At 72.3% G+C, this 17,182-nt stretch carries 15 protein-coding genes; 9 read left to right on the forward strand and 6 right to left on the reverse strand.

Annotation, left to right across the window (positions count from 1 at the left end):
- Positions 1 to 19: 19 nt before the first annotated feature.
- Positions 20 to 646 (forward strand): LysE family translocator, encoded by a 627-nt coding sequence (locus tag ACH5AC_RS24045; RefSeq protein ID WP_398864098.1) that lies wholly within the window; start codon positions 20 to 22, stop codon positions 644 to 646.
- 813 nt (positions 647 to 1,459) lie between these two features.
- Here the strand turns inward: ACH5AC_RS24045 and ACH5AC_RS24050 are convergent.
- Both ACH5AC_RS24050 and ACH5AC_RS24055 read right to left on the reverse strand, forming a co-directional pair.
- Complete coding sequence (locus tag ACH5AC_RS24050) at positions 1,460 to 1,939, reverse strand: nitroreductase family deazaflavin-dependent oxidoreductase (protein WP_398864100.1); 480 nt, start codon at positions 1,937 to 1,939, stop codon at positions 1,460 to 1,462.
- Positions 1,936 to 3,123 carry an acyl-CoA dehydrogenase family protein gene (locus tag ACH5AC_RS24055; protein ID WP_398864102.1) on the reverse strand — a complete coding sequence of 396 codons (1,188 nt, stop codon included), beginning with the start codon at positions 3,121 to 3,123 and terminating at the stop codon, positions 1,936 to 1,938. Before ACH5AC_RS24055 ends, ACH5AC_RS24050 begins: the two co-directional genes overlap by 4 nt.
- Positions 3,124 to 3,236: 113 nt before the next feature.
- Between ACH5AC_RS24055 and ACH5AC_RS24060 the strand changes: the two genes are divergently transcribed.
- From ACH5AC_RS24060 to ACH5AC_RS24075, 4 genes are all read left to right on the forward strand, one after another.
- On the forward strand, positions 3,237 to 4,418 hold the full coding sequence (locus tag ACH5AC_RS24060; protein WP_398864104.1) for a thiolase C-terminal domain-containing protein: 1,182 nt from the start codon (positions 3,237 to 3,239) through the stop codon (positions 4,416 to 4,418).
- Positions 4,419 to 4,503: 85 nt separating this feature from the next.
- Positions 4,504 to 4,929: a pyridoxamine 5'-phosphate oxidase family protein gene (locus tag ACH5AC_RS24065; RefSeq protein WP_398864105.1), complete on the forward strand. Its 426-nt coding sequence runs from the start codon at positions 4,504 to 4,506 to the stop codon at positions 4,927 to 4,929.
- 10 nt (positions 4,930 to 4,939) lie between these two features.
- Positions 4,940 to 5,605 carry a pyridoxal 5'-phosphate synthase gene (locus ACH5AC_RS24070; protein WP_398864106.1) on the forward strand — a complete coding sequence of 222 codons (666 nt, stop codon included), beginning with the start codon at positions 4,940 to 4,942 and terminating at the stop codon, positions 5,603 to 5,605.
- Positions 5,606 to 5,752: 147 nt separating this feature from the next.
- Positions 5,753 to 7,930, forward strand: a complete 2,178-nt coding sequence (locus ACH5AC_RS24075; protein ID WP_398864107.1) for a trypsin-like serine peptidase — start codon at positions 5,753 to 5,755, stop codon at positions 7,928 to 7,930.
- An 86-nt stretch (positions 7,931 to 8,016) separates the two neighbouring features.
- On the opposite strand, the gene ACH5AC_RS24080 is transcribed toward ACH5AC_RS24075, so the two are convergent.
- Positions 8,017 to 8,202, reverse strand: coding sequence for a hypothetical protein (locus ACH5AC_RS24080; RefSeq protein ID WP_398864109.1), 186 nt, complete (start codon positions 8,200 to 8,202; stop codon positions 8,017 to 8,019).
- Between the two features lie 228 nt (positions 8,203 to 8,430).
- A complete protein-coding gene (locus ACH5AC_RS24085; protein ID WP_398864110.1) occupies positions 8,431 to 11,418 on the reverse strand; it encodes an AfsR/SARP family transcriptional regulator in 2,988 nt (995 codons plus the stop codon).
- Between the two features lie 188 nt (positions 11,419 to 11,606).
- On the opposite strand from ACH5AC_RS24085, the gene ACH5AC_RS24090 reads away from it, so the two are divergent.
- From ACH5AC_RS24090 to ACH5AC_RS24100, 3 genes are all read left to right on the forward strand, one after another.
- Positions 11,607 to 12,869 (forward strand): amidohydrolase family protein, encoded by a 1,263-nt coding sequence (locus ACH5AC_RS24090; RefSeq protein ID WP_398864111.1) that lies wholly within the window; start codon positions 11,607 to 11,609, stop codon positions 12,867 to 12,869.
- A complete protein-coding gene (locus ACH5AC_RS24095; protein ID WP_398864112.1) occupies positions 12,866 to 13,780 on the forward strand; it encodes a TIGR03619 family F420-dependent LLM class oxidoreductase in 915 nt (304 codons plus the stop codon). Before ACH5AC_RS24090 ends, ACH5AC_RS24095 begins: the two co-directional genes overlap by 4 nt.
- A gap of 126 nt (positions 13,781 to 13,906) precedes the next feature.
- Complete coding sequence (locus ACH5AC_RS24100) at positions 13,907 to 14,539, forward strand: LuxR C-terminal-related transcriptional regulator (RefSeq protein ID WP_398864113.1); 633 nt, start codon at positions 13,907 to 13,909, stop codon at positions 14,537 to 14,539.
- 30 nt (positions 14,540 to 14,569) lie between these two features.
- Here the strand turns inward: ACH5AC_RS24100 and ACH5AC_RS24105 are convergent, their stop codons facing one another.
- Positions 14,570 to 15,376 (reverse strand): hypothetical protein, encoded by an 807-nt coding sequence (locus ACH5AC_RS24105; protein WP_398864114.1) that lies wholly within the window; start codon positions 15,374 to 15,376, stop codon positions 14,570 to 14,572.
- Positions 15,377 to 15,439: 63 nt separating this feature from the next.
- Positions 15,440 to 16,183, reverse strand: coding sequence for a hypothetical protein (locus ACH5AC_RS24110; protein WP_398864115.1), 744 nt, complete (start codon positions 16,181 to 16,183; stop codon positions 15,440 to 15,442).
- A 205-nt stretch (positions 16,184 to 16,388) separates the two neighbouring features.
- Between ACH5AC_RS24110 and ACH5AC_RS24115 the strand changes: the two genes are divergently transcribed.
- Entirely contained in the window at positions 16,389 to 17,162 is a 774-nt protein-coding gene (locus ACH5AC_RS24115) for an SDR family NAD(P)-dependent oxidoreductase (protein ID WP_398864116.1), read from the forward strand.
- Positions 17,163 to 17,182: the final 20 nt, after the last annotated feature.

Here is a 17,182-nt window from a genome sequence, read left to right on the forward strand (position 1 = left end):
CGCGCCTAATGTCACCAGCATGGACATCGGACCGCTGCTTTCCTTCCTCGCCCTCGACCTGCTGCTGGTGTGCGTGCCGGGCGCCGACTGGGCGTACACCATCGCCGCCGGCCTGCGCGGCCGCTCGGTCGGGGTGGCGGTGGCGGGCCTGGTCAGCGGCTACGCCCTGCACACCGCCCTCGCGGCGGCGGGCCTCGCCGTCCTGGTCGCCGGCTCCCCCGCGCTGCTCACGGCGCTGACCGTGGCGGGCGCGGCATATCTGGTGTGGCTCGGCTGGAACGTCGTACGACGTCCCGGAGTCCCCGGGGCAGGCGAGGAGCCGGTGGCGGCGTCCCGTACGTCGGTCTTCCTGCGCGGCGCGGCAATCAGCGGCCTGAACCCGAAGGGGCTGCTGCTGTATCTGTCGGTGCTGCCGCAGTTCCTGGTGACCGGGAGCAGCACCGGGCCGCACCTGCCGGTGGCCGCCCAGACCGTCGTCCTCGGCCTGCTCCACATGGCGTGCTGCGCCCTCGTCTACGGCATGGTCGGCACCCTGTCCCGCGCGGTCCTCTCGGCCCGACCGGCGGCGGCGCGTGCGGTGACCCGCACATCCGGGGCGGCGATGCTGGGAATCGGGGCGTTCCTGCTGGTGCAGCACGCGCTGTAGGACGGCCCACTGCGGCGACGCGCTGCCCGGGGGGAAGCCCCGCGCAGCACGCACGGCCGGGCCCGTTCGACGCGGCACCCGCCCGCCGCGCCGGGCGCGGCCTCCGACGCCGACGTCCGCCCGTCGTACCGGAAGTCGCCTGTTGAGGCGCGCGTCTGCCCTGTCGTGGGGGCGCCGATGCGTCGTCCGCCCGCCTGGGGGAGTCGCGCAAAGCAGCATGCCCCCGCCCCGCCGGAAGTCGCCGATGCGCCGTCCCGCCCGCCCGTGCGGAGTCGCGCGATGCGGCAACGCGCCTGCCCTGCGGGGCGTCGCCGATGTGCCGGCCGTCCGCGTGTGGGGATTCGCCTGTTGCGGCGCGCGTCTGCCCTGTCGTGGGGTCGCCGATGTGCCGGCAGCCCGTTTTGTGGGGAGTCGCCCAAGCAGCACGCCCCGCGCCGCCGGAAGTCGCCGATGCGCCGTCCCGCCCGCCCGTGCGGAGTCGCGCGATGCGGCACGCGCCTGCCCTGCCGGGGGGTCGCCGATGTGCCGGCCGCCCGCCCGTGCGGAGTCGCCCAAGCAGCACGCCCCGCGCCGCCGGAAGTCGCCGATGCGCCGTCCCGCCCGCCCGTGCGGAGTCGCGCGATGCGGCGCGCGCCTGCCCTGCCGTGGGGTTGCCGTTGCGTCGTCCGCCCGTCTGTGGGGGGTCGCGCGATGCGGCGTGCGCCTGCTCTGTCGGGAGTCGTCCGACGCAATACGCCCCGCCCTGCCAGGGGGGCGGCCGGTGGGATCCGACCGAAGCGGCACGGTCGGCCGGGTCGTCCGGTGCGGTGTGCGCTACGCGGGGTGTCCCGTCCGGCTCGTCAGGCTGAAGAGGCGGATCTCGCGGTCGATCCGCGCCTGGTAGGTGGCGTAGGGCGGCCAGAAGGCCAGGACGGCCTGCCAGGTCGCCGCACGTTCCTCTCCGGTGAGGAGTCGGGCGGTCACCGGGATGTCGGTGCCCTTCCAGCTGATCTCGGCGTCGGGGTGGGCGAGGAGGTTGGCGGTCCAGGCCGGGTGGCCGGGGCGGCCGAAGTTGGAGCCGATGAGGATCCAGCCGTCCTCCTCGGGCATGCAGGCGAGCGGGGTGCGCCGGGGCAGCCCGCTGCGGGCGCCGGTCGAGGTGAGCACCACACCCGGCAGCATCTGGGCGCTGAGCAGCACTTTCCCCCGGGTGAGGCGGTGCACGGCGCGGTCGAGGAGGGGGATGAGGTGCGGGCCGGCCTTCGCGAAGGCCCGGGTGGAGGACACCTTCTGCACGAGCCTGACGCCGATCACATGACCACCCCCGTCTCGAAGAGCCCGGCCGTGTCGGCCGCATGGGCGCGCAGCCGGTGCACGGGCCCGAACAGCAGCTCGTCGCCGGCGGCCCGCTTGAAGTACAGGTGCGCCTCGTGCTCCCAGGTGAACCCTATGCCGCCGTGCAGCTGCACGGCCTCGGCGGCGGCGGTGCGCAGGGCCTGAAGGGCCTGGGCGAGGGCGAGCCCGCCGACCGCCTCACCCGTCCGGGCGGGCCCGGCCCAGGCGGCGTAGTAGGCGGCCGAGCGGGCCGACTGCACCGCCACGTACACATCGGCCAGCCGGTGCTGCACGGCCTGGAAGGACCCGATCGCCCGCCCGAACTGCTCACGCCGCCCCACGTACTCGACGGTCCGCTCCAACGCCCGGTCGGCGGCGCCGACGGCCTCGCAGGCGAGGTGGGCGGCGACGGTGTCGCCGGTGGCGGCGAGGGCGGTACGGACGTCTGCGTCGGGCTCCCCCAGCAACCGGGCCTCCACGTCCCGGAGTTGGATGCGCCCCTGTGGTCGGGTCGCGTCGAGGGCGGTCTGCCGCGCCCGTACCAGCCCGGCCGCGTCCCCGGGCACGAGGAAGAGCAGGACGCGGGAGCGGGCGTACCCCCCGGTGTGGGCGGCGACGAGCAGCAGGTCGGCGCTGTGCCCGTCGAGCACCTGGGCGACCTCGCCGTACAGCCGCCAGCGGTCTCCGTCCCGCCGCGCCTGTACGCCGCCCGCGCGCCCGCCCCCGGCCCAGTCACCGCCGTTGGCTCCGGTCAGCGCGAGCGCGGTGGCGAGAACGGGCCCAGGGACGGCGAGCGCGGCGGTGAGGTGCCCGGCGGCGAGGCGGGGGAGGTGCTCGGTGCGCTGGGCCTCGGTGCCGAGGGCGAGGAGGAGCGGGGCGGCGAGGGCGGCGGTGGCGAGCAGGGGGCTGGGGGCGAGGGCCCGGCCGGTCTCCTCGGCGGCGAGGGCCAGCTCGGTGGGCGAGCAGCCGACCCCGCCGTACGCCTCGGGGAGTGCGAGCCCGGGAAGGCCGAGCTGGTCGGCGAGGGCGGCCCACAGTGCGGGGTCATGTCCGGCGGGGGTGTCGACGGCTGACCGGACGTCCTCGAACCCGCAGCGTTTGTGGAGCAGTTCGCGCAGGGTACGGCGGATGTCGTCCTGTTCGGCGGTGAAGCGGGCGTCCATGACCACAGCTCCCTGGCTCTTCCCTGGTTCTTCCCTGACTCTTCCCCCGGATCTGACGGACCGTCATATTAGGGGTGCCGCAACGAGATGCCCAGGGTCAGGAGGCGCGTCGTATGACTCCCGTCGTGCAGGGAAGCCGGAAGGTCGCCGTGGTCGGCGTCGCCCTCTCCGACTGCGGACGCGTGGACGACGCCACCCCGTACGCCCTGCACGCGCAGGCCGCCCGCCGCGCGCTGGCGGACGCGGGCCTGGACCGGGCGCTGATCGACGGCTTCGCGTCGGCCGGCCTCGGCACGCTGGCGCCGGTGGAGGTCGCCGACTACCTGGGCCTGCGGCCGAGGTGGGTCGACTCGACGTCGGTGGGCGGCTCGACCTGGGAGGTCATGGCGGCCCACGCGACGGACGCGATCGCGGCGGGCCGCGCGAACGCGGTGCTCCTGGCGTACGGTTCGACGGCCCGGGCGGACATACGCGCCGGCCGCCGCACGGGCACACTGCCCTTCGGCGGACGTGGCCCCACGCAGTTCGAGGTCCCCTACGGCCACACGCTGATCGCCAAGTACGCGATGGCGGCCCGCCGCCACATGATCGAGTTCGGTACGACGATCGAGCAGCTCGCGGAGATCGCCGTCCAGGCCCGGGCGAACGCGGCGCTGAACCCCGAGGCGATGTTCCGGACCCCCCTCACGGTGGACGAGGTGCTGTCCGGCCCGCTGATCGCGGACCCGTTCACCAAGCTGCACTGCTGCCTCCGCTCCGACGGCGGGGCCGCGGTGCTGCTGGCGGCCGAGGAGTACGCGCGGGACTGCCGCACGGAACCCGTGTGGGTGCTGGGCGCGGGCGAACACGTGTCGCATGCCGCCATGTCCGAGTGGGGGGACTTCACGGTGTCCCCGGCGGCGGTCAGCGGACGGCTGGCGTTCGAGCGGGCCGGGGTGAGGGCATCGGAAATGGACTTCGCGCAGATCTACGACGCCTTCACCTACATGACCCTCGTGACCTTGGAGGACCTGGGTTTCTGCGGGAAGGGGGAGGGCGGGGCGTTCGTCGGCAAGGGCCGGCTGCGGGTGGCGGGCGGCGAGCTGCCGGTGAACACCGACGGCGGCGGTCTGTCGGCCCAGCACCCCGGGATGCGCGGGCTGTTCCTGCTGGTGGAGGCGGTACGGCAGCTCAGGGGAGAGGCGGGCGCACGCCAGGTGCGCCGGCCGGACGGCAGCCTGCCCGAGCTGGGGGTGGCGTCCGGGACCGGGGGCTGGTTCTGCTCGTCGGGAACGGTGGTACTTGGCCGGAACTGATCGTCGTACGGGGCGGAGGGGAAGCCGACCGGCGGCCCCGCTGTTGCCGCCGACGACCACCCGCACCCAAGGAGAGTGGACGACAATGCCCCTGACCCGCGACGAACGCGAGCAGTTCCTCGCCGAACCCCATGTCGCCGCCCTGTCCGTGGACGGAGGCCCGGGACGCGCGCCCCTCTCCGTCCCGATCTGGTACTGGTACGAGCCCGGCGGCGCGGTATGGATCATGACGGCCCGCGATTCCCGCAAGTACGGCCTGATCGAGGCGGCGGGCCGTTTCACCCTCCTGGTGGACCGCCTGGAGCCGACGATCCGCTACGTGTCGGTCGAGGGCCCGGTCGTGGCGACCGAGCCGGCGACGAAGGAGGAGCTGCGCGACATCTCGGCGCGCTACCTGCCGGCGGACAAGGTCGACGGATACGTCGACTACGCCTGGAAGGAACACGGCGAGCAGATGGTGATCCACATGCGCCCCGAGAGGTGGGTGTCGTCGGACCTGGGCCAGGTGTGACCATGACCCCATGGCACCGGATCTCCACCACCTCCTGAGGTCACTGCGGGTCTGGGACCCGGACACGACGACCCTCCCTCCCTTCGACCCCGCCACCGCCCCCGCGAGCCCGCTGGCACTGTTCGTCGACTGGTTCGCGGAGGCCGTGGCGGCGGGCGAGCACGAGCCGCACACCATGTCCCTGGCCACGACGGACGAGGACGGCCGCCCCGACGTACGGATCGTCATGCTGCACGGCGCCGACGAGTCCGGCTGGTCCTTCGGCACCCACCGCACCAGCGCCAAGGGCCGCGCCCTGACCTCCCGCCCCTACGCGGCCCTCGCCTTCTACTGGCCGACGCTCGGCCGCCAGGTCCGCCTCCGCGGCCCGGTCACGACGGGTACGGCGGCGGAGGCCCGGGCGGATCTGCGGGCGAGGTCGACGGGGGCCCTGGCGGCGGCGCTGACCGGGCGGCAGAGCGAGATCCTCGGGTCGGTGGAGGAGCTGGCGGAGGCGTCGCAGGAGGCGTGGGAACGGGCCCGCACGGAACCGGCGGCCGAGTCCGCCACATGGACGCTGTACCGCCTGCTGCCGGAGTCGGTGGAGTTCTTCCAGGGGGACGAGCGGAGGAGGCATGTGCGGGTGAGGTATCGCGCCGAGGACGGGGGGTGGCGGCGAGAGCTGCTGTGGCCGTGAGGGCGCGTCGGGACCGGCACCGGTACTGGTACCGGTGAGCGTCCGTCACCCGGTCGCATCCGCCGGCTTTGCGGCGCCGGCCGTCTGCCCGGCTACTGGGAGGGAGGCCGACGTAGCGCCGACAGCCCGGACAGGACGGTGGAAGCCATGGCCGCGACGAGCGATTCACGCGACTCGCAACACTCACGGGACTCGCACACCTCAGCAGAGTCAGCCGGCTCGCAAGCCTCCACAGACGGCGACTCAGGCGACTCAGGCGACTCACACGACGAGCTGCACGAGCACGCCGTCGACGCGGCCCGGCGGTACCGGGAGTCGGCGGGGGAACGGGAGCGCATCGAGGAGCGGCTGGACGCGGGGGAGCTCCCCGAGCCCCCGGAGACCCTGCGTCTGCGCGCCGCGCGGATCCTCGACCGTGGCGGACTGCCGCCCTCGGCGGTGGTGGCGGGCATCCACGCCGAGCCCATGGACCTTCCGCAGGCCAGCGAGCGGATCATCAGCCTCTCCAACGAGCTGCAGGCATGGAGCTTTCTGCCGCGCGGTGCGCGGGCCGCCGCCACCGTCGCCCGTATCTCCCTGCGCCAGGGGGGCCGGGAGATCCCCCACGGCACCGGCTTCCTGGTCTCGCCCCGGCTGCTGATGACCAACCACCACGTACTGCCGGAGGCGGGCTTCGCCCGGCGCTGCGTCGTGGAGTTCAACGCCCAGGTCACCATCGACAACGTCCCGGACACGGTGGTCCGGATGGAGTTCGACCCGGACGCCTTCTTCGCCGCGGACAGGCGGCTGGACTACGCCCTGGTGGCCGTCGCCCCGGCCGCGGACGGCCGCCCTCCGGGGGAGATCTTCGGCTGGAACCCGCTCGCCGCCCAGGTCGGCAACCTGGTCATCGGCGAACGCGTGAACATCATCGGCCATCCCAACGGCCGTCTGAAGGAGATCGCCCTGCGCGACAACACCCTTCTGGTGCGGCTGGACGACTTCCTCCACTACAAGACCGACACGGAACCCGGGAACTCGGGATCCCCCGTCTTCAACGACCAGTGGGAAGTGGTGGCCCTGCACCACAGAGGCGTACCGAAGACGGACTCCCAGGGACGGGTGCTGCGCAAGGACGGCCAGTTGTGGCGCCGCGGCGACGATGACGACACGATCGAGTGGATCGCGAACGAAGGCGTCCGCATCAGCTCCATCATGAGGCACCTGGCCGCGATGAGTTTCGACCCCGCGCGGCGCGCGCTCCTGGCGGAGATGGGACCGGACTCCGGCTTCGGCCAGGGCGTCCTGCCCGGCCCGCTGGAGACGCCGGTACCGCCCGAGCCGGTGGAGACTCAGGTCCCGCCCGGACCGGAGAGAACGGCCGCGCCCGCCGTGGGCGCCCGCCCCGAGGCTCTGCGGCCCGCCCGCACCGGACTGCGGGCCCGGGGCAGCACCTTCGGCGGCGGTGAACGGCACCTGGTCTTCCTGCACGGCAGGCGCCAGCACAGGAAGGAGCCCGAGGTGCTCCGCCGTACCTGGGCCTCCGGACTGAACCGAGGGCTCACCATCGCGGGACTGCCCACGATCGACCCGGAGCACGTCTGGTTCCCGTACTACGGCGACCGGCTCGGCGCTCTCATGGGCTGGACGGAGGCCGTCAGCGGAGCCTTCGAGGCCGGGGAGCCGACCGCCGCCTCGGCCGCGGAACAGTTCGCCGCCGAGGCACCGTCGGGCCTCTACGAACAGCTGCTCTTCGAAGCGGCACACCGTGCGGGAATGCCGCAGGACGGACCGGAGACCACCGAGGGCTTCGGCGACACCGTGGTGAGCAGGCTGAACCGGCCCCTGCGCTGGCTGGCGGCCAGAACCGACGTCGACGAGTGGAGCATCGCCCTCCTCTTCCGGGACGTCAGCCGCTACCTCAGCGACCGAGAGGTCCGCGACGCGGTACTGGACACCGTGCTCGAAACCATGCCGACCACCGGCCAACTGGTACTGATCACCCACAGTCTCGGCACCGTCGTGGGCATGGACCTCATCGGCCGGCTTCCGGACCCCCTCGACCTCACCCTGTTCGTCACGGCGGGCAGCCCCCTGGGCATGAACGCGGTGAACGAGCGCCTGCTCGCCGGAGGACCCCACCGCCCCGGCAGGGCTCGCCACTGGCTCAACACCTGGTCCCCGACCGACGCCGTCGCCATCGGCTGCCCCCTGGACGACCCCCGCTGGGGCAAACTCGCCCAACTGGCCGTCGCCAACGGCAGCGACCGGGCCCACGACATCGACGAGTACCTCTCCCACGAGCGCGTCGCCCGCGAAATCGGCGAAGCCCTCCACAGCCCGTGACCGGCCTTCGGGAAGCGGACTGCACACACCTCGGCCGCGGCGGCTCCCCCTCCGTGCCGCCGCGGCCGGTCCCCGTGCGGGTGTGGTCAGTTGGCGGGCTCGCTGGTGGCGTGGAAGTCCGTGGGCTTGAGCAGGGGCTCGCTGGTGGCGTGGAAGTCCTTGGTCGCGATCTCTTCGCCGGCCTCGGCGGTCGCGACGGCCGCGGGGGCCTCGGTCTCCTCGCCGGTGGCGTGGAAGTCGTTGGGGTTGACGTCGCCGGTGGTGTCGGCCATGAGGTAACTCCTTGAATCGCGGAACGATCACGAAACAGAACAGAACAGAGCAAAACAGACGCGATATCCGTCCGGCAGCTCCCCCGCGGGCCGCCGGGAGGGACATCGCAAGGCCGTTCACCTTAGTGGTGTGGCCGGCACCGAGCCGTCTGCCCCCCGATGCGACGGACCGGTAGCTGCAAAAGTGCCGGGCGGCGATAAACGAACAATGAACGCCGGCCCGTTCCCTCAGCCGACAGGCGCGGCGGCCAGCAGTTTCCGCACGTCCATGGCCTCGGGCGACCCGGTGGTCTCGAAGATGCCGAGGGCCTCCTGCCAGCAGACCTTCGCACGGTCGATCTGGCCGACGCCGTACAGTCCGCGCCCCAGCGCCGTGAGGACGTTGGCACGGCGCCACTCGCCGCCGATGCCGTGCAGGACGGCGAGTGCCTGCTCGGCGTGGGCGGCGGCCTGGGCGGCGGCTCCGTCGGCCCGATGGACCTCGGCCAGATGCACCTCGGCGAGGCGGAAGAGCGTCATGCCGTGCCACAGGCGCTGCCTGGCGTCCTGGAAGACGGCGAGGGCGTCGCTCAGGGTGTCGAGCGCCAGCCGCGTGTCCCCGGCACGCGTCAACGCCAGCCCGAGCGCGTACTTGCCGTTGGCGAGGCGCAGCGCCATCCCCGTGTTGTCCCGCTCGTAGAGGGTGACGCCCTGGCGGGCCAGCGACACGGCGCTCTCGGTGCGCCCGGTCGCCAGGTGCACCCGGGACAGGTTGCACAGGGCGCTGGCCTCACCGGGCTTGTTCCGGTCGGCGCGGAACGCGGCCAGCGCGCGCGTGAAGTGCCGCTCCGCCTCGTCGTGGCGCCCGTTGTAGAGGGCGATGATGCCCTGCTGGTTCGGTGCCTGGGCGCAGACGACGGGGTCGTCGACGGCGAGTCCGAGCCGTAGTGCGTCACTCGCCTCCCGGTCCGACTCCTCGAACTGGCCCGAGACGCCCAGGAGGTGGCTGTGCATGAGGCGCGCCCGGCCTTCGGCGTAGGCGTCGCCCGTCCGCCGGGCCGCCTCGATCACCGCGGTGGCGGCGAGGACGTACTGGCGGGAGCTGATCCCGGACTCGCCGAGGTCGACGCACACGACGAGCAGGTCGGCGGCTCTGCGCAGCATGCCGGCCGTGGTGGCCTGCTGCGCGGCCGCCAGCAGTCCGGCGGCCTCCGTGAACAGCCAGTCCAGCGCTCTGCCGCGGTCGGTGAAGACCAGGCCGGGGTAGTTGCCGCGGCTCAGGTGGTCCAGGACCCGTTCCCCCGGCCGTTCGATCGCGTACACGCCCGCCGCGGTGGCCAGGTAGAAGTCCAGGAGCCGCGACATCGCGGCCTCCCGCTCGCTGGGCGGCTGCTCGTCGCGTTCCGCGCACGCACGCGCGTAGAGGCGTACGAGGTCGTGGAAGCGGTAGCGGCCGGGGGCGGCCGATTCGAGGAGGGAGGTGTCCACCAGTGCTTCCAGGAGGTCCTCGGTGTCCTCGGTCGGCAGGTCGAGGGCCGCTGCCGCCGCGGACAGCGAGATGTCGGGGCCGTCGGCCAGGCCGAGGAGGCGGAAGGCCCTCGCCTGGGCGGGTTCCAGCTGGCCGTAGCCGAGTTCGAAGGTGGCCTTGACGGCCAGGTCGCCGGCCTGGAGTTCGTCGAGGCGGCGGCGTTCGTCGGCGAGCTTGGCCGCCAGGACGGACACCGTCCAGGTACGACGGGCCGCCAGCCGGGACGCCGCGATGCGGATGGCGAGCGGCAGGAAGCCGCAGGCCGCGACCACGTCCAGGGCGGCCTCCCGCTCGGCCTCCACCCGCTCCTCGCCGACGATCCTCGTGAAGAGGGCCAGGGCCTCGTCCGGGGACATCACGTCCAGGTCCACCAGGTGGGCGCCGGCCAGGTCCACCATCCGCACCCGTGACGTCACGAGGGCCGCGCAGCCCTCGGTGCCCGGCAGCAGCGGTCGTACCTGTGCCGCGTCCTTCGCGTTGTCCAGCAGCACCAGGACCCTGCGGCCGTCCAGGACCGACCGGTACAGCGCCGCCCGTTCCTCCATCGAGTCGGGGATCGCCGAGTCGGCCGTGCCGAGGGCGCGGAGGAAGGCGCCGAGGACCGTCTCCGGTTCGGCCGCGCGCTGGCCCGCGCCCTGGAGGTCGACGTACAGCTGTCCGTCGGGGAAGGCGGTCCGCGCCTGGTGGGCGACATGGACCGCGAGGGTCGTCTTGCCGACGCCCCCGATGCCGGCCAGCGCGGAGACGGCCATCACCCGGCTCTCGCTGCCCGACGCCGCCGCGAGCACCTCGCTCAGCTCCCGCACGAAGGACGTCCGGCCGGTGAAGTCGGGGACGGTCGCCGGGAGTTGGGCGGGGCGGACCGGGGCGGCGGGGGGTTCGGCGGCCGGGGCCGACGGTTCCGCCAGGGCCGGGTCCGCGCGCAGGATGCGCTCCTGCAGCTCCCGCAGGCCGCGCCGGGGGTCGACGCCGAGCTCCTCCGCCAGCAGGCGACGCGTGTCGGCGTACACGGCGAGCGCCTCCGCCTGCCGGCCGCTGCGGTAGAGGGCCAGCATCAGCAGCTCACGCAGGCGTTCGCGCAGGGGGTGGGCCGCGGTCAGGGCGGTCAGTTCGGAGACCGCCTCCGCGTGGCAGCCCTGCTCCAGGTCCATGTCCAGGCGCGACTCCAGCAGGCCGAGGCGCCACTCCTCCAGGCGGACCCGCTGGGTCTCGGCGTACGGGCCGGGCACGCCCGCCAGCGCCTCGCCGTCCCAGAGGGCGAGCGCCCGGTTCAGCGCCTCCCGCGCGCGGCCCGGATCGCCGGCCGCCCGCGCCTTGTCCGCGTCCGCCGCCAGCCGCTGTGCCTCGGCGAGGTCCAGCGCCCCGTCCCGCAGGCCGCGCACCGCGTACCCGCCGGACTCGCTGACCAGCACCCCGGTGTCCAGCACCTTCCGCAGCCGTGAGGCGTACGTCCGCAGCGCGGCCAGCGCCTGGGACGGAGGCTCCTCGCCCCACAGCGCGTCGATCAGCTCACCGGCCGTCGCGGTGCGGCCTTCCCGCAGCAGCAGCGCGGCGAGCAGGGCCCGCTGCTGCGGGGAGCCCGTCGGGAGCGGCTCCCCGCCACGCCAGGCGCGTACGGGCCCGAGCACGCCGAAGCGCAGCGCGGCACCCGGCTCCTCGGAGGCGTCGGGACGTCGCTGTTCCGGCACGCGAGGTACACGGTCGTCCATCGGAGTCCCCCTCGGCTTTCTGACCATCCAGGTCAGTTTGCCCTGTCCATGCCGGAACCGTCAGCCGCGGGAGACCCCGATCACAGCCGGGCGCACGGGAGTCCACAAACTCCGCACATCCTCATCGCAGACCCCCGCACACGGCACGGTAGCTGACGCTCCGTCAGATCAGCGCTACCGTGGCCGACATGGACCCCGAGACGACCAACCCCGAGACCACGAACCCCGGGACCGCGCCCTTCCCGTGGATCATCTCCGTCGACGACCACACCGTCGAACCCCCCGACGTCTGGCAGGACCGCCTCCCGAAGAAGTACCTCGACACCGGACCCCGCACGGTCCGCGCACCCCTGAAGGAGATGACCTTCCTCGGCGGCCGTTTCAAGCCCGTCATGGGCCGCCCCGGTACCGACGACGGCCCGCTCGGCGACTGGTGGGTCTACGAGGACCTGCACCGCCCCCTGACCCGCCTCGACACCGCCGTCGGCTACGACAGGGACGAGATCAAGCTCGAAGTCATCACCTACGAGCAGATGCGGCCCGGCTCCTACGACGTCCCCGCCCGCCTCGCCGACATGGACGTCAACCACGTCCAGTCGGCCCTCTGCTTCCCCACCTTCCCCCGCTTCTGCGGCCAGACCTTCACCGAGGCCGAGGACCACGACCTCGGACTGCTCTGCGTCCGCGCCTACAACGACTGGATGGTGGAGGAGTGGTGCGGCCCGGACGCGCACGGCCGGCTCATCCCCCTCACCCTCGTCCCCCTCTGGGACGCCGAGCTGGCGGCCGCCGAGGTCCGCCGCAACGCCGCCCGCGGCGTCCGCGCCGTCGCCTTCTCCGAGATACCCCCGTTCCTCGGCCTCCCCTCCGTCCACACCGACGAGTGGGACCCGTTCCTCGCCGCCTGCGACGAGACCGGCACGGTCATCGCCATGCACATCGGCTCCAGCAGCCGTATGCCGTCCACCTCCGCGGACGCGCCGCCCGCCGTCGGCTCCACCATCACCTTCGCCAACTGCTGCTTCTCGATGGTCGACTGGCTGATGAGCGGCAAGTTCGAGCGCTTCCCCCACCTGAAGGTGATGTACGCGGAGGGCCAGATCGGCTGGATCCCGTACATCCTGGAACGCGCCGACGTCGTCTGGGAGGAGAACCGCGGCTGGGGCGGCGTCGCCGACAAGGTCCACCGTCCGCCGTCCGAGCTCTTCGCCGACCACGTCTACGGCTGCTTCTTCGACGACGCCTTCGGACTGCGGAACCTGGACGCCATCGGCCTGGGCAACGTCCTGTACGAGACCGACTACCCCCACTCCGACTCCACCTGGCCGAAGTCGAGGGAGGTCGGCGAGGCGCAGATGGGGCACCTGGCCCCCGACGTCGTCGAGCGGATCGTACGGGGGAACGCGATCGACCTGCTCCAGCTCACGCCCGACGGGCTGTGGTCGCCGTGAAGTACGGCATCCAGCTCCCCGTCCAGTCCCAGAGCACCCTCTACACCGAGCCCTGGGAGACCGCCGCCGGCCCCGCCGACCTCGTCGCCGTCGCGCGGGCCGCCGAGGAGGCCGGGTTCGCGTACGTCGCCTGCTGCGACCACGTGGCCATCCCGCGCCGGCTGGCGCCCGCGATGAGCACGGTCTGGTACGACCCCGTCGCCACCCTCGCCCACGTCGCCGCCGCGACCGAGCGCATACGGCTGCTCACCCATGTCGCCGTCGTCGCCCTGCGCCACCCGCTCCCCACCGCCAAGCAGTACGCCACCCTCGACCACCTCAGCGGCGGGCGGCTGATCCTCGGGGTCGGGGCGGGCCACGTACGGGAGGAGTTCGAGGCGCTCGGCGTGGACTTCGAGCGGCGCGGCGCCGTGCTCGACGAGACGATCGACGCCCTGCGCGCCGCCCTCGGCCCGGACGAGTTCCCCGAACACCACGGCAAGCTCCACGACTTCGCCGACCTGGGCCAGCGGCCCCGGCCCGCCCAGCCGCACGTCCCGCTGTGGGTCGGCGGATCGTCCCCGGTCGCCGTACGGAGGGCCGCGCTCAGGGGTGACGGCTGGCTGCCGCAGGGCGACCCGCGGGACCGGCTGTCCGACCGGATCGACCGGATCCGGCGCATCCGCGAAGGGGCCGGCCTGCGGGGGCCGTTCACCGTCGGCGCCATCGCCGAGCCGCTGTACGTCGGCGCCCCCGGCTGGGACACCGGCCGCCGCACCCTCACCGGGGCCCCGGACGCCCTCGCGGAGTCGCTGCGCGGCTACGGGGCGATGGGCGTGAACCAGCTCCAGGTCCGGTTCCGCAGCCGGAGCCGGACCGAACTCACCGACCAGATCCGGGCGTTCGGCGCCGAGGTGGCGCCACTGCTGTGAGCGGGGAGGGACCCGACCGAGCAACCACCTGTCAGACAGGTTCTCTTTGAAACTTGAACAGACTCCCGCCGGGCCGCGTATGTACGGACGTACGGACGACTCGGTTCCGGCGGAAGGACACCTGACGTGCGATCCTCCCAGCGACTCTCCGTTGCCCTCGCCTGCGCCGAGGGCGAGTGGCCGCACGCCGACTGGCCGGCGCCGGACGACCGGCACGTCGGCCGGATCACGCGGCTGACACCGCCCTTCCGGGTTCCCGGCGAGGGCGTGGACGTGGTCGTCCTGCGCTGCCACGACCCGTTGGAGGCGCTCGGCGAGCTCGGACGGGACGTTCCCGTGATCGTCATCAGTCCCCGCCGGGACGTCGACACGATCATCGAGGTGTTCCGCGGCGGAGCGGGCTACCTCGTCGAGGGCGACTACTGCACCTGCATGCTGTCCTCGGCCGTCGTGGGCGCCACGGTCGGCCACACCTACCTCTCCCCGGCGGCCTGCGCGGCCCTGCGGGAGGGGGTCCGGCGGCTGCCCACGGCCGGGTACACGATGGAGCGGTTGCGGTCGCTGCTCTCGCCGCGCGAGCGGCAGATCATGGAGCTGCTGTCGACCGGGCTGGGCGCCCAGGAGATCGGCCTGCGGTTACGGCTGAGCGAGAAGACGGTCCGCAACAACCTCAGCAACATCTACGCCAAGCTGGACGCCCGGGGCAGCACGGACGCGGTCCTGCGGTGGCTGGGAGCCTCGCCCGTGCTTCGCACCTGAGAACATCGAGCGGCAGGACGCCGGGATCCGTCAGGACGCCGTGACCTCCGACAGCGGGATCTCCGACAGCGGAATCTCGACGTCGGTGACATTCTCGCCGGCCTCACCGAACCCGGGCTCGACGCGCACGCTGTTCTGGCTCCTCAGAATCCCGTCGGCCTGCGGAGTGCCGCATTTCACGTTGCGCAGCCAGAGGCGGCCGTCCGGCGTTCCGTTCTTGAGGAGTTGCGGGTAGAAGACATGGACGCTGGTGGCTCCCTCGCTGGGGGAGAAGAACACCTTCTGGCCGTCCTGTTCCTTCTTGTAGGTGGCCCGGAGGAATCCGCTCACGTCGGTGCGTTTGTGCGACCACATGAAGAACGCGATGTGGTCCGGCTGCATGGTGCCGTTCCTGGTGAAGGAGATACCGGTCGTCGTGTCGTCGCGCTTGATGTTGATGTCCTGAATGGCGAACTGGACGCCGATCTCGAAGACCGAGTTCCCCAGTTTCGTGCCGCCGGAGATGCTGGAACCGCTCTCCGTCTGAATGACCCTGGTCACCTCGGCGGCCACGGAGAAGCTCTTCCTCTCCTCCGTGTCGAAACCGCAGTTGCTCTCCACGGCGGACACCCGCTCATTGGGGCCGAAACTGTTCGCCTTGTTCTGGACGGGCACGAACTCGCAGTTCTCCAGTTCGTTCGAGTCGTTCTTGCAGTCGGCGTCCACCTGGCTGGGGGTGGCCGCGCCCGCGTTGGCCATGAGCGGAATCGCCACGGCGAGGGCGGCCACCGGGGCCAGGGCGAGGACGAGGCGCTTCTTCTTGCTCCGGTGGCTGCCGCTGCGGCCGGCGCGTGTCATGGGTTTCTCCTGTACGGGTCGTGGTGCAGGTCAAGAGGGGTGAGGTGGGTGTGGGGAAGGGTGTCAGCAGTCGGTCAGGACGGACTCGATCACGCCGTCCACGACCCCGGGCGCGCCCGCGGCCCCCGGCCGGATGACGGGTCCCTCGACCACTTCCTCCGCCTCGAAGATCTGCTCGGGCACCGCGGGAAGGACGGTGCCCTGCTCACGGGCGTTGATCTTCACCACCCATGTGCCGGTCATGCGCTGCATCTTGGGCGTGAACTCCACGTGGAGCACCTTGCCCTCCGGGATCTTCCGGTTCGTCGACTCGCTTGCGGTCGCCGACTCCAGGGTCATGTCCAGCGTGGCTTTGTGCCGCAGCCAGGAGGCGTTCAGGAAACCGAATATTCCGGCCCCGCCGCCCTGCTGGGTCACGGTGTACTTGCCTCGGCCCTGACCGACCGTGGTCTTCCAGGTGGTGTCGGCCGACGCGTTGGGATCGACGTCCGGCGCGCAGTTCGGGAAGTCGATCGTGACCTTTTCCGTGGGTCCGTCGAAGGTCTCGAAGTTCGTCTCCCGGAAATCACAGGTGTCGGCCGCGAATCCGTCCCCGAGGCCGCCGTTGAAATCCCTCGTCGACCGCTGCTGCCCATTGATCTTCGCGGACCTGTGGCACATCGACATGATCTCTTCCGGTGTCTTGTCGATGTCGGCCGCGTTCGCCGAGGGCAGTAGTACGGCGGCGACCGCCGCTCCGGATGTGACCGCCGCGCCGATCGCCACATAGCGGACCTTCTTGTTCCTGAAGCGCCTCTTGGCTGCCATGCTCCGCTCTCTCCTGAGGGGGGTGGACTTTGCCTTTCCGCCGGGATTATTGGCGTGCCGTGAGCGGCGCCGACAGGGTCAAATATCCCTACTGCACGGTCACTTGATATGTGCACACGCAATCCGCAATCGACGTCCCGCTGAGCTGATGAGCCGTCAGATATGCCCTACGCTGGCGGTATCCATCGACGCCAAGGGAGTTCGCATGGGCAAGCTCGACGGACGTGTTGTCCTTGTCACAGGTGCGGCGCGCGGCCAGGGGGAGCAGGAGGCGCGGCTCTTCGCGGCGGAGGGCGCGCGGGTCGTCGTGGCGGATGTGCTGGACGAGCAGGGGGAGGCGCTGGCCAAGGAGTTGGGGGCGCTGTACGTCCATCTGGACGTGCGGGAGGAGGGCGACTGGCAGGCTGCCGTGACCGCGGCGAAGGAGGCGTACGGGCGGGTCGACGGGCTGGTCAACAACGCCGGGATCCTGCGCTTCAACTCCCTCGTCGACACCCCGCTGGACGAGTTCATGCAGGTGGTCCGGGTCAACCAGGTCGGCTGCTTCCTCGGCGTGAAGACGGTCGCGCCGGAGATGCCCCCGAGCGGCGGGACCATCGTCAACACCGCCTCCCACACCGGTATGACCGGCATGGCGGCCGTGGGCACGTACGCCGCCACCAAGCACGCGATCGTCGGCCTCACCCGGGTCGCCGCGCTGGAGCTCGCCCCGCGCGGCATCCGCGTCAACGCGATGTGCCCCGGCGCGATCGACACGGCCATGTCCAACCCGGCCCGGCTCGACCCGGACGCGGATCCGGAGGCGACCGCGCGGGCCCTGGACGAGCTGTACCGCAGGCTGGTGCCGCTCGGGCGGATCGGGCGGCCGGAGGAGGTGGCGCGGCTGGCGCTGTTCCTGTCGTGCGAGGACTCGTCGTACATCACGGGGCAGCCGTTCGTGATCGACGGGGGGTGGCTGGCGGGGGTCGCCGTGATCTGACCACTATCTGACCGACCGTC

It is taken from the genome of Streptomyces sp. NPDC018693, from assembly GCF_044391385.1.
GTDB lineage: Bacteria > Actinomycetota > Actinomycetes > Streptomycetales > Streptomycetaceae > Streptomyces.

What these genes read in the sequence shown, in the direction of transcription:
- ACH5AC_RS24045 (WP_398864098.1), top strand. Translation starts at nt 20, where the DNA reads ATGGACATCGGACCGCTGCTTTCCTTCCTCGCCCTCGACCTGCTGCTG.
- ACH5AC_RS24055 (WP_398864102.1), bottom strand. Translation starts at nt 3,123, where the DNA reads ATGGACGCCCGCTTCACCGCCGAACAGGACGACATCCGCCGTACCCTG.
- ACH5AC_RS24060 (WP_398864104.1), top strand. Translation starts at nt 3,237, where the DNA reads ATGACTCCCGTCGTGCAGGGAAGCCGGAAGGTCGCCGTGGTCGGCGTC.
- ACH5AC_RS24065 (WP_398864105.1), top strand. Translation starts at nt 4,504, where the DNA reads ATGCCCCTGACCCGCGACGAACGCGAGCAGTTCCTCGCCGAACCCCAT.
- ACH5AC_RS24070 (WP_398864106.1), top strand. Translation starts at nt 4,940, where the DNA reads ATGGCACCGGATCTCCACCACCTCCTGAGGTCACTGCGGGTCTGGGAC.
- ACH5AC_RS24075 (WP_398864107.1), top strand. Translation starts at nt 5,753, where the DNA reads ATGGCCGCGACGAGCGATTCACGCGACTCGCAACACTCACGGGACTCG.
- ACH5AC_RS24080 (WP_398864109.1), bottom strand. Translation starts at nt 8,202, where the DNA reads ATGGCCGACACCACCGGCGACGTCAACCCCAACGACTTCCACGCCACC.
- ACH5AC_RS24085 (WP_398864110.1), bottom strand. Translation starts at nt 11,418, where the DNA reads ATGGACGACCGTGTACCTCGCGTGCCGGAACAGCGACGTCCCGACGCC.
- ACH5AC_RS24090 (WP_398864111.1), top strand. Translation starts at nt 11,607, where the DNA reads ATGGACCCCGAGACGACCAACCCCGAGACCACGAACCCCGGGACCGCG.
- ACH5AC_RS24105 (WP_398864114.1), bottom strand. Translation starts at nt 15,376, where the DNA reads ATGACACGCGCCGGCCGCAGCGGCAGCCACCGGAGCAAGAAGAAGCGC.
- ACH5AC_RS24110 (WP_398864115.1), bottom strand. Translation starts at nt 16,183, where the DNA reads ATGGCAGCCAAGAGGCGCTTCAGGAACAAGAAGGTCCGCTATGTGGCG.
- ACH5AC_RS24115 (WP_398864116.1), top strand. Translation starts at nt 16,389, where the DNA reads ATGGGCAAGCTCGACGGACGTGTTGTCCTTGTCACAGGTGCGGCGCGC.